Source organism: Butyrivibrio sp. AE2005 (genome assembly GCF_000686965.1).
Lineage (GTDB): Bacteria > Bacillota > Clostridia > Lachnospirales > Lachnospiraceae > Butyrivibrio > Butyrivibrio hungatei_A.
In genome coordinates, this window is the sequence record NZ_JMMD01000007.1 from 73,452 (window position 1) to 97,381 (window position 23,930).

A 23,930-nucleotide genomic window follows, 5' to 3' on the forward strand; every position below is an offset into this window, starting at 1 on the left:
GATTATAGCCAAACTTTAGCGTTTAATCAATATTTATTTTCCCTTATTCGAAAGAACTTTCTCCTGAACGTTCTTCGGAACGGGCTCATATTTTTCAAAGAACATTGAGTAGTTACCACGACCCTGTGTTCTTGAACGAAGATCTGTAGCGTATCCGAACATCTCAGCAAGAGGAACATAAGCTCTTACGATCTTTCCGCCGCCAAGATCATCCATTCCTTCTACACGTCCACGACGAGAGTTAACGTCACCGATAACATCTCCCATGTACTCTTCAGGCATTGTAACTTCAACCTTCATGATAGGCTCAAGAAGTACAGGTGATCCCTTAGCCATAGCATCCTTGAACGCCATTGATCCGGCAATGTGGAATGCCATTTCTGATGAATCGACTTCGTGATATGATCCGTCGTATACAGTAGCATGTACACCTACAACAGGATATCCACCAAGTGTTCCGGCCTTCATAGCCTCTTCGATACCTTCGCTGATAGGCTGGATGAATTCCTTAGGAATAGCACCACCGACAACTTCGCTATCAAACTGGTAAAGGTTATCTCCGTTGGCATCCATGGGCTCGAAACGAACTTTACAGTGTCCGTACTGACCACGTCCACCGGACTGCTTAGCATACTTAGACTCGATATCAACAGCCTTTGTAAGAGCCTCTCTGTAAGCAACCTGAGGTGCACCAACGTTAGCCTCAACTTTATACTCACGAAGAAGTCTGTCTACGATGATATCAAGGTGAAGCTCACCCATTCCGGCAATAATTGTCTGACCTGTCTCAGAGTTTGTATGAGCTCTGAATGTAGGATCTTCTTCAGCAAGCTTCTGAAGAGCCTCATCAAGCTTCTGCTGGCCGGCCTTAGTCTTAGGCTCGATAGCAAGCTCGATAACGGGATCAGGGAATTCCATAGACTCAAGGATAACAGGATTCTTCTCATCGCAAAGTGTATCACCTGTTACAGTGTTCTTAAGACCAACTGCTGCAGCGATATCACCGGAGAATACCTTATCAAGGTCAGATCTCTTGTTAGCGTGCATCTGAAGAATACGTCCAAGACGTTCCTTATTATCTTTTGAGCTGTTAAGTACGTATGAACCTGAGTTTGCAGTACCACGATATACACGGAAGAATGCAAGCTTTCCTACGAAAGGATCGCTGACAATCTTGAATGCAAGAGCTGCAAACGGGCCATCGTCTGTTGACTCGATCTCAACTTCATTTCCATCCATGTCTGTACCCTTACAAGCAGGGATATCAACAGGTGAAGGCATGAATTCGATAACTGCGTCAATAAGTTTCTGAATACCTCTGTTTCTGTGTGCTGATCCGCAGCATACAGGGAAAGCCTTACATTCGCAAGTTGCCTTACGAAGTGCAGCCTTAAGAGCTTCCTTAGAAGGCTCGTTACCCTCAAGGTATTCCATCATAAGATCCTCATCAAGATCACAGATCTTCTCAACGAGTTCGCTGTGATAAAGCTCAGCATCATCCTTGAGGTCTGCAGGAATCTCACCGATTGTGATATCCTCACCCTTATCATCATTGTAGATGTATGCCTGCATCTCGAAAAGGTCGATAACACCCTGGAACTGATCCTCAGCTCCGATAGGGATTTCGATCATAATAGCATTTTTCTTAAGTCTGTTACGAATCTGCTCTACAGCTCCGTAATAGTCTGCTCCGATGATATCCATCTTGTTGATGAATGCCATACGTGGAACATTAAATCCATCAGCCTGACGCCAAACATTTTCAGACTGAGGCTCAACGCCTTCCTTAGCACTGAATACGCCTACAGCGCCATCGAGTACTCTAAGTGAACGCTCAACCTCAACGGTAAAGTCTACGTGACCGGGAGTATCAATGATATTGATACGATGCTCAAGAGCACCGGGCTTAGTCTTTCCGTTTTCCTGAAGTGTCCAGTGGCATGTTGTAGCTGCGGATGTGATAGTGATACCTCTCTCCTGCTCCTGTTCCATCCAGTCCATGGTAGCAGTACCTTCATAGGTCTCACCAATCTTATAATTTACACCGGTATAGTAAAGAATACGCTCTGTAAGTGTAGTCTTACCTGCGTCGATATGCGCCATAATACCGATGTTCCTGGTTCTCTCCAATGGGTATTGTCTATCAGCCAAAGGTTCTTCCTCCTAAAAAATCTGAAATCTCACCAGATTAGAATCTGTAATGTGAGAATGCCTTGTTTGCTTCTGCCATCTTGTGCATGTCTTCTTTTCTCTTTACAGCTGCACCAGTGTTATTGTATGCATCCATAATCTCTGAAGCGAGTCTGTCAACCATAGTCTTCTCGCCTCTTGCACGTGAAAATGTGACAAGCCAACGAAGTGCAAGCGCCTGACGTCTATCGGGTCTAACCTCGATAGGAACCTGGTAAGTAGCACCACCAATACGTCTAGCCTTAACCTCGAGTGCGGGCATGATGTTATTCATTGCTCCCTCGAAAATTTCAAGAGCGGGCTTTCCACCCTTCTCTTCTACCTGTGCAAATGCACCATATACGATCTTCTGAGCAACACCCTTTTTACCATCAAGCATTACCTGATTAACAAGCTTAGTAACAACCTTGTTATCGTATAAAGGATCTGCTAATACGTCACGTTTTACAATATGTCCTTTACGCGGCACGGTTCTTCCCTCCTTTAGAATCGCTAGTGAAGAAATATCTTCACTGCTTACTATAAATCATCGGTACTCACTAATTTAGTGTACGTGCGGTTTTCTAACTTTAGAACAATAATACTGCCCGTAATACAGGCGTGTTACTACTATATCTATACAGAATAGAATCCCAACACTTAAAAAATTAGATCAATTAATAAATTACTTGGCAGCCTTAGGTCTCTTAGCGCCATACTTAGAACGAGCCTGTTTTCTGTCGGCTACGCCTGCAGTATCAAGAGTACCTCTGATGATGTGATACCTTGTACCAGGCAGATCCTTAACTCTTCCACCACGGATGAGAACTACGCTATGCTCCTGAAGGTTGTGACCTTCTCCGGGAATGTAGCTTGTTACCTCGATACCGTTAGAAAGACGTACTCTGGCGATTTTTCTCAGAGCAGAGTTAGGCTTCTTAGGGGTTGCTGTCTTAACTGCTGTGCAAACACCACGCTTCTGAGGAGAAGCTGTTGCAGTTGCTTTCTTATGAAGAGAGTTAAAACCCTTCTGCAACGCAGGTGCTGTAGACTTCTTAACAGATGTCTGACGACCCTTTCTAACTAACTGGTTAAATGTTGGCATTCCTTTCACCTCCTGTTTTGATGTAAAACATATATGCATACAACAAAGGGGTAAAAAATCACCCCTTTGAAAGTACACGCAATTATAAAGTATAAGTATAAATCAAAATAATGTCAACTTTTTTATTATTCGTCTTCGGATACAGAAACTTCCTCGTCGAAATCATCATCATTGACAATTACTTCGTCATCTAAATCTCTCTTCTTTTTCTTAAGAATGAGCTTCTCAGAATCTGCAAAGTTTGCGTCGGTATTAAGAGGAGTATTTCTATATCTCTTCATACCTGTACCTGCAGGGATCAACTTACCGATAATAACGTTCTCTTTAAGTCCGATAAGTGGATCAACCTTTCCTTTGATAGCAGCATCCGTAAGAACCTTAGTTGTTTCCTGGAAGGAAGCAGCTGACAAGAATGAGTTTGTTGCAAGAGCTGCCTTTGTAATACCAAGTATTACCTGCTTGCCCTCTGCAGGTCTCTTTCCTTCAGATATAAGTGCTTCATTGCTGTCCTCAAAGTCAAGCACATCTACAAGTGTTCCGGGAAGGAAATCTGTATCTCCGCTCTCGTCGATTCTTACCTTCTTGAGCATCTGACGAACGATAACCTCGATATGCTTATCGCAGATATCAACACCCTGTAAGCGGTAAACTCTCTGAACCTCTCTTAAGAGGTAATCCTGTACTGCACGAATTCCCTTGATTTTAAGAAGATCGTGAGGGTTAACTGAACCTTCAGTAAGTTCATCACCGGCTTCAATTGTTGTTCCGTCCTGAACCTTGATACGTGATCCGTAAGGGATGAGGTAAGCTTTTGACTCGCCGGTCTCATCATTTGTTACGATAACTTCACGCTTCTTCTTTGTATCTCTGATCTCAGCTCTTCCGTCAAGTTCTGAGATGATTGCAAGTCCCTTCGGCTTTCTTGCCTCGAACAACTCCTCTACACGGGGAAGACCCTGTGTGATATCGCCACCGGCAACACCACCTGTATGGAATGTTCTCATGGTAAGCTGTGTACCGGGCTCACCGATTGACTGAGCAGCTATGATACCAACTGCCTCACCAACCTGTACTGCCTCACCTGTTGCCATGTTAGCACCGTAGCACTTAGCACAGATTCCGTTGTGTGAACGGCAAGTAAGGATTGTACGGATCTTAACTGCCTCAACAGGCTGTCCCTTAGCATTAACACCTACTGAAAGGATCTTAGCGGCACGGGAAGGAGTAATCATATGATTCTTCTTAACGATTACGTTTCCGTCCTTGTCCTTGATAGTCTCACATGAATATCTTCCTGTGATTCTGTCCTTCAAAGGCTCAATTGTCTCCTTACCATCCATGAATGCCTTAACTGTCATTCCGGGGATAACATCCTTATCGGCGCAGCAGTCAATGTCACGAATAATAAGTTCCTGTGATACGTCAACCATTCGACGTGTAAGGTACCCTGAATCGGCTGTTCTAAGAGCTGTATCTGACAGACCCTTACGAGCACCGTGAGCTGACATAAAGTATTCCAAAACGTCAAGACCTTCACGGAAGTTTGACTTGATAGGAAGCTCGATAGTACGACCTGTTGTATCAGCCATAAGTCCACGCATACCTGCGAGCTGCTTGATCTGCTGGTTACTACCACGGGCACCTGAGTCAGCCATCATGTAGATATTGTTGTACTTATCAAGACCTGCAAGAAGCACATCTGTAAGTTCCTTATCGGTCTCCATCCAAGTATCAACAACTGCACGATAACGCTCTTCATCAGTGATAAGACCACGACGATAGTTTGTTGCGATCTTATCAACTGTAGCCTGTGCTTCATCAAGCATCTGCTGCTTCTGCGGAGGCACAGTCATATCAGCGATTGAAACGGTCATAGCTGCTCTTGTTGAGTAGTGATAACCTGTAGCCTTGATATTATCAAGAACCTCTGCTGTCGCGAATGTTCCGTGTGTATTGATCATAGCGGTAACAATCTGCTTAAGCTGCTTCTTACCAACCATGAAATCTACTTCAAGCTTAAATGCATTCTCAGGATTGCTTCTGTCTACAAATCCAAGATCCTGAGGAATGATCTCGTTAAAGAGGAATCTTCCGAGAGTTGACTCTACGATTCCGCTCTCAACTGTTCCGTCAGGCTTATTTCTCTCCATCCTGATCTTGATTCTGGTCTGCAATGTGCAGTATCCGTTCTCATAAGCAAGAATTGCTTCGTCTACGCTCTTGAAGAACTTGCCTTCACCCATAGCACCGGGTCTTTCCTGTGTAAGATAGTAGATACCAAGTACCATATCCTGTGTAGGAACGTTTACAGGGCCACCATCTGAAGGCTTAAGCAAGTTATTAGGTGAGAGCATAAGGAATCTACACTCAGCCTGTGCCTCTACTGAAAGAGGAAGATGTACAGCCATCTGGTCACCGTCGAAGTCGGCGTTGAAAGGTGTACATACAAGAGGATGAAGCTTAATAGCCTTACCTTCTACAAGGATAGGCTCGAAAGCCTGAATACCAAGTCTGTGAAGTGTGGGAGCACGGTTAAGCATAACGGGGTGCTCTTTGATAACATCCTCAAGTACATCCCATACCTGCTCATCAAGTCTCTCAACAAGCTTCTTGGCATTCTTTATGTTCTGTGAAATTCCTCTGGAAACAAGTTCTTTCATAACGAAAGGCTTGAAAAGCTCGATAGCCATTTCCTTAGGAAGTCCACACTGATAAATCTTAAGTTCAGGTCCTACTACAATAACTGAACGTCCTGAATAGTCAACACGCTTACCGAGGAGGTTCTGACGGAATCTTCCGGACTTACCCTTAAGCATATCTGAAAGTGACTTAAGTGCTCTGTTTCCGGGTCCTGTAACAGGTCTTCCTCTTCTTCCGTTATCGATGAGGGCATCAACAGCTTCCTGAAGCATTCTCTTCTCGTTGCGAACGATGATATCAGGTGCACCGAGATCAAGAAGTCTCTTAAGTCTGTTGTTTCTGTTAATAATTCTTCTGTAAAGATCGTTAAGATCTGATGTAGCAAAACGTCCACCGTCAAGCTGTACCATGGGACGAAGATCCGGAGGGATTACAGGAATGCAATCCATGATCATCCATGCAGGAAGGTTTCCTGACTCTCTGAAGGCTTCTACAACCTCGAGACGCTTGATGATTCTTGTTCTCTTCTGTCCGCTGGAAGTATCAAGGCCTTCCTTAAGCTCCTGATACTCTTTTTCAAGATCGATATCAAGGAGAAGCTCTTTTATAGCCTCGGCACCCATTCCTGCACGGAACTTAGGGCCCCACTCCTCTCTCGCATCCTGATATTCTTTCTCTGAAAGTACCTGCTTGTACTCAAGTGTTGTCTCACCGGGATCAAGCACTATGTAAGAAGCAAAGTACAATACCTTCTCAAGTACACGGGGTGAAAGATCAAGAATAAGTCCCATTCTGCTGGGGATACCCTTGAAGTACCAGATATGTGATACAGGAGCTGCAAGCTCGATGTATCCCATTCTTTCACGACGTACACTGCTCTTTGTGATCTCTACGCCACAACGGTCGCAGACAACACCCTTATATCTAATCTTCTTGTACTTACCGCAGTGACATTCCCAATCCTTGGTAGGTCCAAAAATTCTTTCACAGAACAGACCGTCTCTTTCAGGCTTTAATGTTCTGTAGTTAATTGTTTCAGGCTTGGTAACTTCTCCGCTCTTGGGATCGTTATCAATTCTATGAGCCCAGCTTCTGATCTTCTCAGGAGAAGCAAGACCAATCTTGATTGAGTCGAAAGTCATCGGCTGATAGGTCTGCTGCTGGGTTGTTCTTCCACTTGAAGCCTCATTTATTGCTTTATTCATTGTTGAATCAGACATTCGTAACCTCTTTTCTTTGCTTTGTTAGTTACTGCAAATCACTCGTCATCAGATGCATCGCCAAAATCATCAAAACTGTCATCTGAATCAAAGTTTCCGGAATCCTCAACTTCCGATACAAGTTCACCACTTTCATCGAAACGCTGCTGTGTATATCCGTTTGCCTCAAATGATTCCTGTCCATAGTCACGACCTGCGTTATCGCCTTCGATCTCTGTGCGATAATCAGAATCTGTATAATCAACGCTCTCTTTGATTTCAACTTCTGTGTTGTCTTCGCGAAGAACTTTGATGTCAAGTCCGAGTGACTGAAGCTCCTTCAAGAGAACCTTGAATGACTCAGGTACTCCGGGTTCAGGAATATTGTCACCCTTGATAATAGCTTCATATGTCTTAACACGTCCTACAACATCATCAGACTTAACTGTAAGAATCTCCTGCAATGTGTATGCAGCACCGTATGCTTCCAGCGCCCAAACTTCCATCTCACCGAAACGCTGTCCACCGAACTGAGCTTTACCACCCAGAGGCTGCTGTGTAACAAGTGAGTAAGGACCTGTTGAACGAGCATGGATCTTATCGTCAACCAGGTGATGGAGCTTAAGGTAATGCATGTGTCCGATTGTTGTCGGGCTGTCGAACTTCTGACCTGTTCTACCGTCACGAAGCTGAACTTTTCCGTCCGATCTGATCGGAACACCTTTCCAAAGCTCTCTGTGATCCCTGTTCTCATATAAGTAATCCATGATCTCAGGAACAACAATATCTTTGTACTTAGCTTCAAAGTCTTCCCATGAGCTGTTAACGTAATCGTTAGCCATCTCAAGAGTATTCTGAATATCTATCTCGTTAGCACCGTCGAAAATAGGTGTTGCGATGTTAAATCCAAGTGCCTTAGCAGCAAGTGAAAGGTGAATCTCGAGGACCTGTCCGATATTCATACGGGAAGGAACGCCGAGAGGGTTAAGCACGATGTCGAGAGGTCTGCCGTTAGGAAGATAAGGCATATCCTCGATAGGAAGTACGCGGGAAACGACACCCTTGTTACCGTGACGTCCGGCCATCTTATCACCTACGGAAATCTTTCTCTTCTGTGCTATATAGATACGAACTGCCTGGTTAACACCGGGTGAAAGCTCGTCTCCGTTCTCTCTTGTAAATACCTTCGCATCAACGATGATACCGTACTCACCGTGAGGGACCTTAAGAGATGTATCCCTTACTTCTCTTGCCTTCTCACCGAAGATTGCTCTAAGGAGCCTCTCTTCAGCTGTAAGCTCTGTTTCTCCCTTAGGAGTAACCTTACCCACAAGGATATCACCTGCACGAACCTCTGCACCGATACGGATAATTCCGCGATCATCAAGATCCTTGAGTGCGTCATCACCGACACCGGGAACGTCTCTTGTGATCTCTTCAGGTCCAAGCTTGGTCTCACGAGCTTCTGCTTCATATTCTTCGATATGTACAGATGTGAATACATCGTCACGTACAAGTCTCTCTGAAAGAAGAACAGCATCCTCGTAGTTATAACCTTCCCAAGTCATGAAACCGATAAGAGGGTTCTTACCGAGTCCGAGTTCTCCCTGTGAAGTTGAAGGGCCGTCGGCAATAACCTGTCCTGCTTCAACATGGTCGCCCTTAAATACGATAGGTCTCTGGTTGTAGCAGTTACTCTGGTTAGATCTCTGGAACTTAATAAGATGGAATTCTTCTTTTTCTCCATCATCATATGTCATCTGAATAAGCTTACTGTCAACAAAGTCAACAGTTCCGGCTTTTCTTGCGACTACGCAGACACCTGAGTCAACAGCTGCCTTACGCTCCATTCCTGTTCCTACTGCAGGAGCTTCTGTTGTAAGAAGCGGCACCGCCTGACGCTGCATGTTTGATCCCATGAGGGCACGGTTAGCATCGTCGTTCTCAAGGAAAGGAATAAGTGCTGTAGCTACTGAGAATACCATTCTCGGAGACACGTCCATGTACTCAAATGCAGTCTTAGGATATGCTGATGTCTCCTCTCTGTAACGACCGGAAACTGTGTTGTTCTTAAAGTATCCGTTCTCATCAAGAGGTGTATTAGCCTGAGCTACATGATAATTATCTTCTTCATCTGCTGTAAGGTATTCAACCTCGTCAGTTACTCTGGGATTTTCAGGATCTGACTGGTCTACTTTACGGTATGGAGCCTCAACGAAACCATAATCATTAACTCTTGCATAACTTGCGAGTGAGTTGATAAGACCGATGTTAGGTCCTTCAGGTGTCTCGATAGGGCACATACGTCCATAGTGTGTATAGTGTACGTCTCGAACCTCGAATCCGGCTCTGTCTCTTGAAAGACCACCGGGTCCCAAAGCTGAAAGACGTCTCTTATGTGTAAGCTCACCAAGAGGGTTGTTCTGGTCCATGAACTGTGAAAGCTGTGATGAACCAAAGAATTCCTTAACAGCTGCCTGTACAGGCTTAATGTTGATAAGGATCTGAGGAGAAACTTCCTCTGTATCATGAGTTGTCATTCTCTCACGAACAACTCTCTCAAGTCTTGAAAGACCGATACGATACTGATTCTGAAGAAGCTCACCTACGCAACGGATACGTCTGTTGCCCAAGTGATCGATATCATCGTCATTACCGATACCGTATTCAAGGTTGATGTTATAGTTGATAGAAGCAATGATGTCTTCTCTTGTAATGTGCTTGGGAACAAGCTCATGCACACGCTTCTTGATTGTCTCAGCAAGACCCTCGGGATCGTTCTTTGCTGTATACTCATCAAGAATTTCTTTAAGAACAGGATAATAAACATCCTCATTGATTCCGAGTTCAGCGGGGTCGCACTCAATGAAGTGTGTAATATCAACCATCATATTTGAAAGAACCTTAACATTGCGCTCTTCCTCCTGAAGGTATACATAAGGAATAGCACAGTTCTGAATCTCTGTTGCAAGTGCGCGGTCAACCTTAGTACCTGCAGATGCGATCATCTCACCTGTAAGCTCGTCAACTACGTCCTGTGCAAGCACATGACCATTAATTCTGTTCTTGAAATGAAGTTTCTTATTAAACTTATATCTTCCCACCTTAGCAAGGTCATATCTTCTTGAATCGAAGAACATTGCATTGATAAGACTCTCTGCACTCTCTACTGAAAGAGGCTCGCCGGGACGGATTTTTCTGTACAGTTCAAGAAGGCCGCTCTGATAATCTGATGAAGCGTCCTTAGAAAAGCTTCCCTGAATCTTGGGCTCATCACCAAAGAGTTCGAGAATTTCTTCATTTGTACCTATTCCGAGAGCTCTGATAAGAACTGTTACGGGAACCTTTCTGGTTCTGTCAACTCTCGCGTAGAATACGTCGTTGGAGTCTGTTTCATACTCAAGCCATGCACCTCTGTTAGGAATAACAGTACATGCTATAAGTTCCTTTCCAACCTTATCGTATGTGATATCGTAGTAGATACCGGGGGAACGTACCAACTGACTGACTATAACTCGCTCGGCTCCGTTGATAACGAACGTGCCCGTCGCAGTCATAAGAGGAAGGTCGCCCATAAATATTTCATGTTCCGTAAATTCGTTCTTTTCCTTGTTGTGAAGGCGAACCTTTACCTTTAAAGGTGCAGCAAATGTTGCATCTCTCTCCTTGCACTTCTCAATCGTATTCTTATTTTTGTCAATCTCATCCTCACAAAGCTTGAAATCAACAAATTCCAGACTGAGTTTGCCACTGTAGTCCTCAATAGGAGAGATATCGTCAAAGACTTCTTTCAAGCCTTCGTCGAGAAACCACTGATAGGAATTCTTCTGAACTTCAATCAGGTTTGGCATCTCCAGGACTTCCTTCTGGCGCTGGAAGCTCATTCGGATGTTCTTACCAGAGCCGGTAGGATGTAATCTGTTTTTTTCCATTGACATTCACCCCGTTCTTTAAGTTTTTTTGATATTGATAAAGACTCTTACCTGCAAGACAGTATAAAAATGCACAGTAAGACACACTACACCATAATAGTGCATCATCCATTGTACTTCTATAGAAACTTCATGTCAAGCAAAATTTAATATTTGCTTTCAGAAATTTTAGAAAATTTAGATTTTATGAAGCCTAAAGATTATCAGCTTCAGTAACAGAACCCTGAAAGAGCTGATTTAAAGAAAGTAAAAGACGGACTGCTTGTAGCAATCCGCCTTTGAATTTGCATAAAGATTAAATTACTTAAGAGTAACCTTAGCGCCTTCAGCCTCAACCTTAGCCTTGATCTCATCAGCCTCAGCCTTAGAAGCGTTCTCCTTGATTACCTTAGGAGCGCCCTCTACGAGATCCTTTGCTTCCTTAAGTCCAAGACCTGTGATCTCACGAACAACCTTGATAACCTTAACCTTGTTAGCACCAACCTCTGTAAGCTCAACGTTGAACTCAGTCTTCTCTTCAGCACCTGCTGCGCCAGCGCCTGCTGCTGCAACTACTACTCCAGCTGCTGCAGATACACCGAACTCTTCCTCGCAAGCCTTTACAAGATCATTTAATTCAAGAACTGTTAACTCTTTGATAGCATCAATAATTTCTGCTGTAGACAACTTTGCCATTTTTATACCTCCGTATAGTTTTATTCATAAATATTATATGTTTCGTTTTTTACGTAGCCTTGCACAGATTACTCTGCTGCAGGTGCTTCAGCTGCAGCTTCCTCAGCTGCGGGTGCTTCAGCTGTTTCAGCCGGAGCAGCTTCCTCTGTTGCAGGAGCTTCCTCGCCACCCTTCTCTGCGATCTGCTTGATAACGCGAGCGAAGTTTGTGATAGGTGACTGCATAGAGCCAAGCAACTTTGAAAGAAGAACATCCTTTGAAGGGATCTCAGCGATTTCTGTCATTGCTGCTGCGTCATAGAATTTACCTTCTATAACACCACCCTTAATCTCAAGGGCCTTAGCCTGCTTAGCGAAATCATAAAGGACACGTGCAGGTGCTGCAGGATCTGTTGTAGATACAGCCATTGCACTAGGTCCGTTGAGGAGATCTCCAAGCTGCTCGAAATCTGTTCCCTTGAACGCGAAGTTCATCATTGTGTTCTTATAAACCTTGTAAGTTACGCCTTCTTCACGAAGCTTCTTACGAAGTTCTGTATCCTGCGCAACAGTAAGTCCGCGGTGATCTACAAGAACAACTGCCTGAGCATCTTTGATCTTCTCTGAAATCTCTTCAACTACAGGCTTTTTAAGTTCAACCTTTGCCATTTTTTTACCTCCTTTTAGAATAAATTCCGAAAAAAAACTCTCGAAGACATCGAGAGTTGAAAAGTCTGAAACTTTAACTTTTCCTCGGCAGGCGCTTGATAAACATTATGTTCTATAAATAGAACACCTGCTGTCTTCGGCTTAGTTCTGCGTTTCTACACAAAACCTCATATAATTTAACACAGATAAGCCGTATTGTCAACACTTATTTGGGACTGATATTACCTTTTGCATCCATATTTATTCCGGGCGACATCGAACACATCGAATCCATGATACGTCTCTTCTCCTCTCCGCTTGCCGCAAAGACCGTACACCCCTGCTGAATTCCGGGGATAAACTGAAGATTGACGTTTCCGTCATTATGAATTGTGGCCTTCACCATGCATGTATCCTGCGTTTTGGAAGTAAAAATGTAATTTCCCAAACTGTACACAACCGGAACACCGTTTACATAGTCGATCGGTTGAAGTATATGGGGGTGAGATCCGATTATAAGATTAGCTCCCGCATCTGCAATCTCTATTGCCTGATCTCTCTGAAGATAGTCTATTTCCGTTGTGCTCTCCGTTCCCCAATGTATAAACACGACAACAAATGCATTCTTCTCTCTTGCTTCTCTGATTCTTTCAAGTAAAAGAGAATCATCAAGACATCTGAAAACTCCGGGAGACTCCCCCGTTGCACCCTTCGTATCAGGATTAGAAAGTCTCTCGATCTGCGTTGCGCAGATAATTGCTATCTTCATTCCGTTCTCAGTCAAATAATATATGGGATGCGAAGCTTCATCAATATTTTTTCCCGCTCCGCCATAGATAACTCCCGCGTCATGAAGCGCTGTAAAAGAGTCCAAAAGAGCCTGCTCGCCATAATCATATGCATGATTATTTGCAAGCGATACCATATCAACGCCCATCTCATTCAAAACTTTTGTTGTCTCAGGCCTTGCCCTGAATGTATAAGTTTTTCCCTGAAGCGGCTCGCCGCCGTACGAATAAGGGAACTCATTATTGACGAGCATAAGATCAACATTTCTCATCTCGGAAAGAAGCTTTTTTCCAAAAACACCTCTCACAGAATCCCCATGTTTCTTGAAAGCTTCTCCGACTGCGTAATTGTCGTCAAAGAGAATATCTCCCGCAAAGCCGATAGTCACAGCATCCTTGTCTTTTGTCTTTATAGAATACGAATATGCTTCATCGCCTTCGTATACTTCTGCAGCATTTCCTGCATTTTCATCTCCGGCAATTGCAGCATTTTTTGCCTGACCTGCTTCGGGTATAACATCCCATACCGAAAGAATACTCTCGGTATCACTCGACGATCCGTCGAATAAAGCAACTATTCCGATTACAAAAATCCCACTAAATACCACAATCAGGAATGTTGCCGCAAATGCGAACGATGCATTTCTTAAAGTTTTTGTGTTTTTAGCAAAATGTTGTTTCATAACAAAGAGTATACCACAATATATTGTGAGAGCAAAATATCGAAAAGTCTGGGATTCTCACTAAGCTCGCCATGGCTCGCACTAGCCTCGAAAAAACCTCGGCAGGTTCTCTCAGCCAAGTGCTCTGCTCAAAAAAAGAACGAGTCCTCAGACTCGTTCTTTAATGTATTCAGTATGTTTATCAATACTTGTTTGCTACAACCTTTACGCCGGGGCCCATTGTTGTTGCAAGAGTGATGCTCTTGAGGTACTGACCCTTTACGGATGAAGGCTTAGCCTTTGCAATTGCATCCATAAGTGCGTTGAAGTTCTGCTCAAGCTGTTCCTCTGAGAAAGAAGCCTTTCCAACAGGAACATGAATGATGTTAGCCTTATCAAGTCTGTACTCGATCTTACCGGCTTTGATATCATTAACAGCCTTAGTTACATCCATAGTAACTGTGCCTGCCTTAGGGTTAGGCATGAGACCCTTAGGTCCGAGAACCTTACCGAGACGTCCTACAACACCCATCATATCAGGTGTAGCAACTACAACGTCGAAATCAAGCCATCCTTCGTTCTGGATCTTAGGAATAAGTTCCTCTCCACCAACGAAATCTGCTCCGGCAGCCTGAGCCTCGTCAAGCTTTGTTCCCTTAGCAAATACAAGAACCTTAACAGTCTTACCTGTTCCGTTAGGAAGAACAACAGCGCCTCTGATCTGCTGATCAGCGTGACGGCTGTCACAACCTGTCTTGATATGAACTTCTACAGTTTCATCAAATTTAGCAGTTGCTGATTTCTTAACAAGAGCTATTGCATCAGCGGCTTCATACTGCTGTGTCTTATCAATAAGCTTAGCAGCTTCTAAGTATTTCTTTCCGTGTTTCATCTCTCATCCTCCATCAGTCTTCTACTACGATTCCCATACTACGTGCTGTTCCAGCGATCATGCTCATAGCAGCCTCGATATCAACAGCATTAAGGTCAGGCATCTTTGTCTCTGCAATCTTTCTAACTTCTTCCTTAGAAATAGTTGCAACCTTAGTCTTGTTAGGAACTCCTGAACCCTTCTGGATCTTAGCAGCTTTCTTAAGAAGAACTGCTGCAGGTGGAGTCTTTGTGATGAATGTGAAACTTCTGTCTGCATATACAGTGATAACTACAGGGATGATAACGTCACCCTTGTCTGCTGTACGTGCGTTAAACTGCTTTGTGAATTCACCGATGTTTACACCGTGCTGACCAAGTGCGGGTCCAACCGGTGGTGCTGGTGTTGCTTTACCAGCCTGGATCTGTAACTTAATGTATCCTTCGACTTTCTTTGCCATTTTGGCACCTCCTGAAAATATGTGGTCGGCGCATCATCTCCTGGAAACGATGCTCCCACTCCAGTGACATGCCCCAAACAGGGCTATATATCCAAGCGCTCTCGCACTTAAATATCAAAAAATAAATGATCTGCTATACAAATCAGCTGTCAATTCTTCTTACTTCAGCGAAACTGATTTCTACAGGTGTCTCACGTCCAAAGAGATCTACGTTAATGGTAGCTGTCTGCTTACCAAAATCCATTCTCTGAACAACACCCGCTGTATCCTTCCAAACTCCGGCTACAACTGCAATCTCATCACCAACACCGAAATCAACAGAAACTGTATCTGTCTTGATTCCGAGAGGCTTGATCTCAGCATCTGTAAGAGGAACCGGCTTGCTTCCGGGACCTACGAAACCGGTAACACCACGTGTGTTACGCACTACATACCATGTCTCATCGTTCATATCCATGTTCACAAGGACATAGCCGGGGAACATCTTTCTCTGAACGTTCTTGCGAACGCCATTCTTAACTTCAACTACATCCTGAAGAGGGATCCTTACTTCAAAGATCTGATTCTCAAGATGTCTGTTAATGATGGCACTCTCAAGGTTATCCTTAACCTTCTTCTCGTATCCGGAATATGTGTGCACAACATACCAATGAGCGTTTTCGTTCGTATCAGTACTCTGTGTTTCAGCCGCTGCCTCATTGTCTGCGGAAGCGGTTGAATCTGATAATACCTCATCAGATTCAAAAGACTTTTCCATCTCTTCTGACATATTATCTCCTTATTATTTAGAAACAGACATTAAAAGATTAATGCCTTCTTCAAACGCATAGTCCAATACAGCTATCAAGATACAGCAAACAATAGAAGCAACCACAACTGCGGTTGTCTGCTTAACAACATCATCTTTTGTAAGCCAGATAATCTTGCCAATTTCCGCTTTTACGCCTTCAAAAAATCCTCTAATCTTGTCAATGAATGACTTGCCGGATTTATTTGAAGTTTTGGACTTGTTCTCTACTACCTTGGTCTCTTCCATACCCGCAGTCTACCTCCTATACAAGGATGAAAATTACTTTGTCTCTTTATGTAAAGTATGAGCTTTGCAGAAAGGGCAATACTTCTTCATCTCAACACGATCAGGATGTGTCTTCTTATCCTTTGTTGTGTCATAGTTACGATTTTTGCACTCTGTGCAAGCCAATGTAATTCTTGTACGCATTATCTCACCTCCGGGCGTAATAGTCGTTTAATAAACAATACTTAAATAACTTATTTTTAAGCATAAAAAAAAGACATAAATCTTTTGTCGCCTACTCAATATATCATACAGGCATACCTTCGTCAACGAATTTTTTCATTTATAGACAAACTCTCTCTGCACATAGAAGCTGATAAGAAAAAGCATGCCATCGACAGCGATCTTTATGCACACTTCGGGGATCATAGGCATGATACTGTGTCCGAGCGTAACAAAAAATCCGCTAAGCAGCATGATTGCTACTGCCAGCGCAAAATAAGAAATCGCGGCTTTCGATTTTTCTTTTTCTCCCGAAAAAACAATTTCATAATTAATGAAGAAATTATATGTCGCCGAGATTATTCTCGCCAATATCGTAGAAAGCATGATATACCCCATCTTCACAGGCGCATTCACAAGCACCGTGCAGAAGAATCCAAAAAGCACCATGTCCAGAAGGCATGATGAAACGGACGAAAGCAGGAACTTAAAGAAAACCGCATAAATCCTGAGCGAATCAAGCAGCGGATTAAAGTGACTGGACTTATTCTCCTCAAGATATATTGTATCCACGGGAACTTCAATTATGCTGATATCCTTTTCTTTTGTGGCTATGAGCATATTTGTCTCAAACTCAAAGCGCTCCCCTTTTTCGGTCAAAAGATATTTCATAAAATCCACGCCGATTCCGCGAAGTCCGGTCTGCGTATCGCTTATCTTAAGTCCAAGAAGAAGATTCATGACACGGCTTGTTGTCTTATTTCCAAACACACTTCTTGCAGGAATTCCGGGCTTTCCGAAATCTCTCACACCGAGAATGAGCGACTTGATGTTATCCGCCAGAACTTCACCGCACTTGCAGATATCTTTTACAGAGTGCTGCCCGTCGGAATCCGCGGTAACAACACCGACAAGATTGTCATACTCATTGATGCAATGATTAAATGCCTCCTTGAGTGCCCTTCCCTTTCCCATATTAACGGCATTTCTCAAGGTCACAGCACCGAGCTTTCTGACCTCATCAAAAGTGTGCCCGTATTTTGCGGGATCTGAGCCGTCATCAACCACGATCACAGGCTCTGTCGTTGTTTCGACAAGCTCTTTTACCAATCTGATAAGTTCTTCTCCCGGCTCATATGCCGGAATGACAATAGGAACAGCACCTTTACTCAAGAGTTACTCCCCTTCCACTGTTTATTATTTTGTATATTTTACAACTTTCGAACTTACTTCCTTCTTTTAAAAGAGGTAAGAAAAGATCTTTTGAGATTTCATCATCATCTTCAATGTATAAATATGAAGCATGACTCGCAAGCAGTTTATCACCAATCGACGCCGTATCATCGGATTCAGTCATAAAACCGTCATAGACAAGGGCGACAGGTGATGCCTCCTTGTTAATATATGCATTGTGGACCCAGTACGAAGAATGTCCGTCGCGCATAACCAGAATTCTCTTGCCTTGCAATTCCTTATCCGCCGTCACGTTATCCACAAGGAGTTTTCCTTTTTCACCGATCATGTCCTCTATATAAACCCTGTTTTCCTCCGCCACATCTCTGTAGCCGTTTATATAAAAGAGAAATCCCTTGTAGTCCGCTGTCACAAAGACAAACACAAGAAATGCAAGCGCAAATATCTTTGATTTTTTAAATTTACCCGCACCATTATACAATACCCCGGCCAAAAGATACACCCCGCCAAGCATAAAAGGACAGCCGTATCTGGCAATCGAAAGCGACATCGCATAGGCATCAAGGTACTGATCTTCAGTCTGAAAAATTGATATATGTGCCAAAAAGATGATCCCGTAAGCCAAAAGTGCCGTAGTCGCGGTAAAAATCGCAAGCTTCACAATATCTTTTTTATCCGCTGCTTTTTTATAAAAAAGAAATGTCAAAAACAATCCCATCAAAGTCAGCATTGCGCCCGCCGAAACATCTATCGTAAGATTGCTGTCTCCATGCATCGGAAGAAGCCAGAAGCCCTTCATAAAAAAGCCTGCTTTGTCAATAGTATTCGCAGGAGCCACGTAATCGCCGGAAGTTGCAAGGCGTATTCCCGCTCCTGTCAACTTGGCAACTCTTCTGTTGATGAAACAAAATCCAAGCCAGGAGCCGTAGACCATAAAACTTGCGACTCCGGAAGCAATGTACTTTCGCATATTCTTTTGCCCAAAAACAATTCCGAACACGAATGCAAATGCCGCCCACTCTGCTCCGACCGATTTTGTCAAAAGAAGAACCGATGCGTACAAAAAAATCTTTATATAATAAAATTCTTCATTATTCAAATTCTCATTTCCGCGTCTGCCTCTCCAAAGTGTCAGAAGAAGCGCCCCGTAAATGATTCCCATCGTCACATCCGCAGGAGTTCCGTAGTAGATTATTCCGTTGAATATTCCGGGGAAAAGAACCATCGACGCAAAACAAAACACCGTAAGCGCATTCCTTTTTGCCCCAGAGAACTTATCCGCCGCTTTCTTCACAACTCCGAAAAGAGGCATCATGAATATTGTATTGGTCACGAAATATCCGAGAAACTGCAGGTTTTCTCTGTACTTACCAAGTCCCGTAAAAAGAAACAGGCACTTATACAATGAGCCCGCGGGCGGATAATCACCAAACTCAGGCGATACATTGCCATACTTTCCCGCAAATCCGTTCAGATAAAAAATCTGCTTGGCATCCTGTGACCAGAAATTAATGTCATCCCACCACGAAAAAGCAAGTCCCGACGTAAGAAAGCCCACTATCACAGAAGTCACGACAAGTCCGATAACTTCGGGAGATAAGATACTTTTCCCAAGTGCCTCAAGCCTTTTGCTCTCAGCGTTTTTCTTTTTATCCATAAAAAAAGAAATAACGCTCAGCACTATATACAGAGAAGCCTCAACAAACACGCCGCGCAGCGCGCCAATGATGGCAAGAACATACATGGTAAGCCCCAGAGCCGCATATGCTACAGGAAGCGTACTTGCCATATTCTCCTTATATCTGTATGAAAAATTTGCAGCCATTAGAATTACTGCGGCCGCGCACAGAATGAATCCGATAAGATCGACAGTCCACATACTATGTTTCCTATTCCCAAATTAGTATTTTCAGATAAAAAGAAAAACAAAATTATTATAGTATAAATATTCCATTAAATCATCGCTTTTCACTATTTTTTCACTAAAAAACGATTGACATTTGCACAATAATATATAAAATGTAAGTAACTAAAGGTGGCTAAGTATGCCCTCGTGCGTCTGATGTCAATGGAATGACAGAATCATTATACCGCACGTATATCAAGGAAGAAAGGAGGGGCATCGAATGGCAGGAATATCTCTAAATGGTGTTTACAACCATTTCATACAGGACTACGTGTCAAAAGATGTTACACAGGCCGACGCACATCGTAAGGATGAGCTTAGGGATGTGTATAAGTCGATTGCAAAAATAAACAAAAACTCCCCTCTTTATTTACTTTCAAATGATGACGATGTGCGTATTGACGCAATAGATATAAAAGAGCGTGCAAGACAGCTTCAGAACAGTATCTTTAACCTTAGCGATCAGGAAGATAAATCTTCCCTGAATCACACTTCCGCTTTCTCGACAGATCCGGATACGGTAGTTGCTTCATACATCGGCAAGACTCCGAACGAAGATGTCGGAACGGCAGGTTTTGATATCGAAGTATCACAACTCGCTTCGCAGCAGGTAAATACGGGACTTATGCTTTCAACGGATTCATCAAGCGTACTTCCTCCCGACAATTATTCATTTGATGTAAAAGTCGGCGAGCAGGAATTTGAATTCCAGTTCAGCATTTACGGTGCCGACAAGAATATAGATGTACTACAGAAACTTGAAAAGCTGATAAATAAGGCCGACATAGGTCTTTCAGCCGAAATATTAGAGGGAACCAATAACCGCTCTGCGCTTCAGATCTCATCCAAACACACCGGTCTCCACCCCGGAGAACTCAGCCAGTTTGAGATATATGAGACTGACGGAGAACTCAAAAGTGGTGCTGTTGCCGCTCTCGGGCTTGATATGGTTTCCGCTCCCGCTTCCAATGCGCACTTTGCGTTAAACGGCGACGAGAAAACAGCCATTTCAAATCACTTCACAGTCGGCTCCAAGTTTGACATCCACTTAAACGGTGTCACAGAGCCCGGAGATTCGATACATGTCGGTGTCAAAAAAGATAACGAGGCGCTTGTAAACCATATAACCGCCCTCATCGACAACTACAACAGTTTTGTAAACGACGCTGCACAGGAACACGACGCCAAGTACAAAGGCGACAAGCTCAGGTCTGAAGCAATATCGATTGCGCGCCAGCACATAAAAGATACCGAAGCACTCGGAATCAAGCTCGAAGGAGACGGTGTAATATCGATAGATCCGGACACACTCAAGGAAGCTGTCACAACAAGCAATAACACCGACGCACTTGAGCCCATCAAGAAATTCTCGGAATCACTTCTTTCGATGGCAAAAGAGATTTCGGTAAATCCTATGAAGTACGTTGACAGGCCTGTCGTTAATTATAAGAACCCCGACACCAAAGAAAACGTGGCTTCACCGTACATCACAAGTGAGTATTCAGGCATGATGTTCAACAATTATTGTTGAAGCCTGTTTAATATAGAGAAGCAGCTCGCCAAACGGCGGGCTGCTTCTGCTTTACGCATTATTTATGCATTCTCTGCACTAAGGTTAAGCGCTTCCCTTATTACCTGATCCATATTGTAATACTTATACTGGCCAAGCCTTCCTCCAAAGAGGATATTGGGAAACTCTTTTGAAAGCTCGGTATATTTCTTAAAGAGCTCATTATTCTTATCATCATTCATCGGATAGTAAGGCTCATCGCCGTGCTTCCATTCTGCCGGATACTCCCTTGTGATAACCGTTCCTTTTCCCGTTCCGTATTCAAAATGCTTGTGCTCGATTATTCTGGTAAAAGGAATCTCACGCTCAGTATAGTTTACAACAGCATTTCCCTGATAGTTATCAACATCGGGAAGTTCCTCTGTCTCAAATCTGAGCGACCTATACTCAAGAGTTCCAAGCTTGTATCCAAAGAATTCGTCTATCATTCCGGTAAAGAGGATCTTATCAAAGCTGTCGCCTGTTACTGAAGCGTAAGGCTCAGCAGGAACATTTCCGCTCATATTCACAAAATCATAGTAATCAACGGATGTCTTTACCGTTATGGTTCCGGAAACCTTCTCAGAATCTGCGCTGAGAAGAAGGAGTTTGGAAACAAGTTCCGTATATCCGCCGATAGGAATACCCTGATATCTGTCATTAAAATAATTATTGTCGTAAATAAATCTCATTGGAAGTCGTCTTATAATGAACGCAGGAAGTTCCTTACAGTCTCTTCCCCACTGCTTCTCGGTATAGCCCTTAACAAGTTTCTCATAGATATCTCTTCCCGCAAGGCTGAGCGCCTGCTCTTCGAGATTGTCGGCAGAAAAAGAATCTGTTCCCTTTTCCTTATTTATCCTTGCAATCTCTTCTTTTGCCTGCTTATCTATGATCTCTTTAGCTTCATCAGGAGTCTTTATCCCCCACATTTTGCTGAAAGTATTCATGTTAAAGGGAAGATTGTAGAGCTCATCTCCGTAAACAGCGACAGGACTGTTGATATAGTTATTGAACTCCGCAAATCTGTTCACATATTCCCAAACCTCTTTGTCCGATGTGTGGAAAATATGCGCTCCGTATTTATGCACATTTATTCCAAGTTTATTCTCTGTATAGATATTTCCGCCGATATGCTCTCTTCTGTCTATCACAAGCACATCTTTGCCCTTAGTCGCCATCTCATGTGCGAAAACCGCACCAAAAAGTCCGGCCCCAACTACCAAATAATCGTATTTCATATCCCCGATTGCATGATATTCACTTAGCTCATGCTTTTCCTTTCTCTGATATTCCCCTATTATACCCTCTATCGGCTTTTGGCACAAATAAAGAGTTGATCTTCAACTCTTTTCTTTGAAAATGAAAAACGAGACAAAGAAGATTTTGTCTTCTCTGTCCCGCTTATTAATTTTTTGTTTAAGTCCGTATCAGTCAGCCTGATATTTGTCTAACTGTGAAAAATCACCCATCATATCAAGAATCTTCTTACGTCCCGCTTTGTTAAGCTTAACATACTGCTGCATTACACGGTTCTCAACGATCTTCTTTCCAAGATCTGCACCCTGCTCAAGTGTTGAAAAATCAACAGGGTTAAGATTCAAACGATCGCACATTTTGATAACTGTTCCGTAAGCCATTCCCTCAATTCCTCTATCAAGTGCTGTAACCAATGTGCTGTATGGTATAGACATATCTATAGCAAACTGTCTTACGCTCTTATACTGCAGAAGAATTTCCTTCTTCAAAATTTCAGCTTTTGTCATGTTGCATAACCTCCTAAATCTTTTCTCTTTTGCGTCTCTTTTCTTTTGCATCCCCTAGTCTATCACATAGACGTTATTTCGTCATTCCTTTTTAAGAAAATTACCTGCTAAAATTTTCTTAAGAATAACGACACTTTTTCGGCAATTTAACGAAATTGTAGGAGGAAACATTTTTTTGCGAAAGTGTTCACACATTTATCACATTTTATTGTTAAAATATGAGACTTTTTCCCGTTCACCCCCTCCAAAATCTTCCGATATTGCCTAGGATTTCTATATATTATTATACGAAAAAACAAATAGTACGCAAGTACTATTTGTCGTAAATTTTTTAATGTTTTTCTGTTGTATAAAATAGCCGGAACCCTATATTCCACGCACATCTTCAATTCTATTGTTTAAAAATGACATAACCTCGTTGTATATATCTTTCGGAATGCTGTATATTTTGTGAATATTTCCGTCACACAAAATATCAATCGTACCCATTTTCTTTTTCACCGAGACTATATTTTTAAAATCAATGACCTCCTTGGCCATATCATTATTCCCCTTGAATTCAAGGCGTTCCGAGTAGATACTGAGTATGCCTTCTTTAAAGCCTTCAGTAGCCTTTACCTCATATTCCGGGTCATCAACCCCAAGAACCGAATCAAAGCCGCGTGCGCCCGTCTCAGACTCCATAACAGGCGCCGTAAGATCGGCTTCTCTGATCCTTCTCTCGGATGTTTCCTCGTCATCGTCGTCAAATTTAACGACATTGGTCTCGATAAGCCCCGATACCGTATTGTAGGCCGCTTTTATCGCATATCCCGAGTTAACCAAAAGCGTGATATTCTTGCTCCTTATCTTTTGTCTGAACTTAAGCGCATGGAATCCCGCCTTAACCGCAAAACATATTGTTTCTCCCGCTTTCACCTCATACAGCTGTTTCTCGTCAAGAAAGACCATCATTACATTTCCGTCCGTGCTCCTGTGTCCAACGCACGCAATCTGTATCAGATAGTCCTTTCCGTCTTCAAAAAGCTTCTTTCCGCACATCGGGCAGAAATTTATTCTCAGGTTAATATTATCCGGCAAAACTCTTTTACAATTAGGGCAATTCATGCACACTCACCTCATAATCTTTTTTTATCATAAAAGCCTGAACA

The 23,930-nt window shown here is 43.0% G+C and carries 19 protein-coding genes and 1 other annotated feature; of the genes, 1 reads left to right on the forward strand and 18 read right to left on the reverse strand.

The window, feature by feature from the left end; genetic code table 11:
• Nucleotides 1-33: 33 nt before the first annotated feature.
• The 15 genes from fusA to DL92_RS0108165 all read right to left on the reverse strand — a co-directional run bounded on the left by fusA (nucleotide 34) and on the right by DL92_RS0108165 (nucleotide 19,437).
• Complete coding sequence (gene fusA / locus DL92_RS0108095; RefSeq protein WP_026667375.1) at nucleotides 34-2,151, reverse strand: elongation factor G; 2,118 nt, start codon at nucleotides 2,149-2,151, stop codon at nucleotides 34-36.
• A gap of 37 nt (nucleotides 2,152-2,188) precedes the next feature.
• Entirely contained in the window at nucleotides 2,189-2,659 is a 471-nt protein-coding gene (gene rpsG / locus DL92_RS0108100) for a 30S ribosomal protein S7 (protein WP_026515646.1), read from the reverse strand.
• 195 nt (nucleotides 2,660-2,854) lie between these two features.
• Nucleotides 2,855-3,274 carry a 30S ribosomal protein S12 gene (gene rpsL, locus DL92_RS0108105; protein WP_026515647.1) on the reverse strand — a complete coding sequence of 140 codons (420 nt, stop codon included), beginning with the start codon at nucleotides 3,272-3,274 and terminating at the stop codon, nucleotides 2,855-2,857.
• 125 nt (nucleotides 3,275-3,399) lie between these two features.
• Nucleotides 3,400-7,119: a DNA-directed RNA polymerase subunit beta' gene (gene rpoC, locus DL92_RS0108110; protein ID WP_051594286.1), complete on the reverse strand. Its 3,720-nt coding sequence runs from the start codon at nucleotides 7,117-7,119 to the stop codon at nucleotides 3,400-3,402.
• 53 nt (nucleotides 7,120-7,172) lie between these two features.
• Nucleotides 7,173-11,045 (reverse strand): DNA-directed RNA polymerase subunit beta, encoded by a 3,873-nt coding sequence (gene rpoB, locus DL92_RS0108115; protein ID WP_026655665.1) that lies wholly within the window; start codon nucleotides 11,043-11,045, stop codon nucleotides 7,173-7,175.
• Nucleotides 11,046-11,345: 300 nt separating this feature from the next.
• The gene (gene rplL / locus DL92_RS0108120) at nucleotides 11,346-11,720 is read right to left on the reverse strand and encodes a 50S ribosomal protein L7/L12 (RefSeq protein ID WP_026655666.1); all 375 of its coding nucleotides are present in this window, start codon (nucleotides 11,718-11,720) and stop codon (nucleotides 11,346-11,348) included.
• A 68-nt stretch (nucleotides 11,721-11,788) separates the two neighbouring features.
• On the reverse strand, nucleotides 11,789-12,367 hold the full coding sequence (rplJ, locus tag DL92_RS0108125) for a 50S ribosomal protein L10 (protein ID WP_026655667.1): 579 nt from the start codon (nucleotides 12,365-12,367) through the stop codon (nucleotides 11,789-11,791).
• Nucleotides 12,368-12,388: 21 nt separating this feature from the next.
• Nucleotides 12,389-12,525 (reverse strand) — a sequence feature (ribosomal protein L10 leader region).
• 47 nt (nucleotides 12,526-12,572) lie between these two features.
• Nucleotides 12,573-13,817 carry a CapA family protein gene (locus DL92_RS18675; RefSeq protein ID WP_051199241.1) on the reverse strand — a complete coding sequence of 415 codons (1,245 nt, stop codon included), beginning with the start codon at nucleotides 13,815-13,817 and terminating at the stop codon, nucleotides 12,573-12,575.
• Between the two features lie 181 nt (nucleotides 13,818-13,998).
• Nucleotides 13,999-14,688, reverse strand: coding sequence for a 50S ribosomal protein L1 (gene rplA, locus DL92_RS0108135; protein ID WP_026515652.1), 690 nt, complete (start codon nucleotides 14,686-14,688; stop codon nucleotides 13,999-14,001).
• 13 nt (nucleotides 14,689-14,701) lie between these two features.
• Nucleotides 14,702-15,127 carry a 50S ribosomal protein L11 gene (gene rplK / locus DL92_RS0108140; RefSeq protein WP_026655669.1) on the reverse strand — a complete coding sequence of 142 codons (426 nt, stop codon included), beginning with the start codon at nucleotides 15,125-15,127 and terminating at the stop codon, nucleotides 14,702-14,704.
• Nucleotides 15,128-15,269: 142 nt separating this feature from the next.
• On the reverse strand, nucleotides 15,270-15,896 hold the full coding sequence (nusG, locus tag DL92_RS0108145; RefSeq protein ID WP_081670765.1) for a transcription termination/antitermination protein NusG: 627 nt from the start codon (nucleotides 15,894-15,896) through the stop codon (nucleotides 15,270-15,272).
• Between the two features lie 12 nt (nucleotides 15,897-15,908).
• Complete coding sequence (gene secE, locus DL92_RS0108150) at nucleotides 15,909-16,163, reverse strand: preprotein translocase subunit SecE (RefSeq protein WP_081670766.1); 255 nt, start codon at nucleotides 16,161-16,163, stop codon at nucleotides 15,909-15,911.
• A 33-nt stretch (nucleotides 16,164-16,196) separates the two neighbouring features.
• Entirely contained in the window at nucleotides 16,197-16,346 is a 150-nt protein-coding gene (rpmG, locus tag DL92_RS0108155; protein WP_026515656.1) for a 50S ribosomal protein L33, read from the reverse strand.
• A gap of 135 nt (nucleotides 16,347-16,481) precedes the next feature.
• A complete protein-coding gene (locus DL92_RS0108160; protein ID WP_026667376.1) occupies nucleotides 16,482-17,537 on the reverse strand; it encodes a glycosyltransferase in 1,056 nt (351 codons plus the stop codon).
• On the reverse strand, nucleotides 17,530-19,437 hold the full coding sequence (locus tag DL92_RS0108165) for a hypothetical protein (RefSeq protein WP_026667377.1): 1,908 nt from the start codon (nucleotides 19,435-19,437) through the stop codon (nucleotides 17,530-17,532). Before DL92_RS0108165 ends, DL92_RS0108160 begins: the two co-directional genes overlap by 8 nt.
• 247 nt (nucleotides 19,438-19,684) lie before the next feature.
• On the opposite strand from DL92_RS0108165, the gene fliD reads away from it, so the two are divergent.
• On the forward strand, nucleotides 19,685-20,995 hold the full coding sequence (fliD, locus tag DL92_RS0108170) for a flagellar filament capping protein FliD (RefSeq protein WP_026667378.1): 1,311 nt from the start codon (nucleotides 19,685-19,687) through the stop codon (nucleotides 20,993-20,995).
• Nucleotides 20,996-21,057: 62 nt separating this feature from the next.
• Here the strand turns inward: fliD and glf are convergent, their stop codons facing one another.
• The 3 genes from glf to DL92_RS0108185 all read right to left on the reverse strand — a co-directional run bounded on the left by glf (nucleotide 21,058) and on the right by DL92_RS0108185 (nucleotide 23,886).
• Nucleotides 21,058-22,254: a UDP-galactopyranose mutase gene (glf, locus tag DL92_RS0108175; RefSeq protein ID WP_026667379.1), complete on the reverse strand. Its 1,197-nt coding sequence runs from the start codon at nucleotides 22,252-22,254 to the stop codon at nucleotides 21,058-21,060.
• A gap of 189 nt (nucleotides 22,255-22,443) precedes the next feature.
• Entirely contained in the window at nucleotides 22,444-22,779 is a 336-nt protein-coding gene (locus DL92_RS0108180; protein WP_026515661.1) for a hypothetical protein, read from the reverse strand.
• A gap of 366 nt (nucleotides 22,780-23,145) precedes the next feature.
• A complete protein-coding gene (locus DL92_RS0108185; protein ID WP_026655674.1) occupies nucleotides 23,146-23,886 on the reverse strand; it encodes a zinc ribbon domain-containing protein in 741 nt (246 codons plus the stop codon).
• Nucleotides 23,887-23,930: the final 44 nt, after the last annotated feature.

Bases quoted from the DNA above. Each gene is read 5' to 3' on its own strand.
- glf (WP_026667379.1), bottom strand. From the start codon at position 22,254: ATGAAATACGATTATTTGGTAGTTGGGGCCGGACTTTTTGGTGCGGTT.
- rplL (WP_026655666.1), bottom strand. From the start codon at position 11,720: ATGGCAAAGTTGTCTACAGCAGAAATTATTGATGCTATCAAAGAGTTA.
- rpoB (WP_026655665.1), bottom strand. From the start codon at position 11,045: ATGGAAAAAAACAGATTACATCCTACCGGCTCTGGTAAGAACATCCGA.
- DL92_RS0108180 (WP_026515661.1), bottom strand. From the start codon at position 22,779: ATGACAAAAGCTGAAATTTTGAAGAAGGAAATTCTTCTGCAGTATAAG.
- DL92_RS0108185 (WP_026655674.1), bottom strand. From the start codon at position 23,886: ATGAATTGCCCTAATTGTAAAAGAGTTTTGCCGGATAATATTAACCTG.
- fliD (WP_026667378.1), top strand. From the start codon at position 19,685: ATGGCAGGAATATCTCTAAATGGTGTTTACAACCATTTCATACAGGAC.
- rplJ (WP_026655667.1), bottom strand. From the start codon at position 12,367: ATGGCAAAGGTTGAACTTAAAAAGCCTGTAGTTGAAGAGATTTCAGAG.
- DL92_RS0108165 (WP_026667377.1), bottom strand. From the start codon at position 19,437: ATGTGGACTGTCGATCTTATCGGATTCATTCTGTGCGCGGCCGCAGTA.
- rplK (WP_026655669.1), bottom strand. From the start codon at position 15,127: ATGGCAAAGAAAGTCGAAGGATACATTAAGTTACAGATCCAGGCTGGT.
- DL92_RS18675 (WP_051199241.1), bottom strand. From the start codon at position 13,817: ATGAAACAACATTTTGCTAAAAACACAAAAACTTTAAGAAATGCATCG.
- rplA (WP_026515652.1), bottom strand. From the start codon at position 14,688: ATGAAACACGGAAAGAAATACTTAGAAGCTGCTAAGCTTATTGATAAG.
- rpoC (WP_051594286.1), bottom strand. From the start codon at position 7,119: ATGAATAAAGCAATAAATGAGGCTTCAAGTGGAAGAACAACCCAGCAG.
- nusG (WP_081670765.1), bottom strand. From the start codon at position 15,896: ATGTCAGAAGAGATGGAAAAGTCTTTTGAATCTGATGAGGTATTATCA.
- rpsL (WP_026515647.1), bottom strand. From the start codon at position 3,274: ATGCCAACATTTAACCAGTTAGTTAGAAAGGGTCGTCAGACATCTGTT.
- rpmG (WP_026515656.1), bottom strand. From the start codon at position 16,346: ATGCGTACAAGAATTACATTGGCTTGCACAGAGTGCAAAAATCGTAAC.
- secE (WP_081670766.1), bottom strand. From the start codon at position 16,163: ATGGAAGAGACCAAGGTAGTAGAGAACAAGTCCAAAACTTCAAATAAA.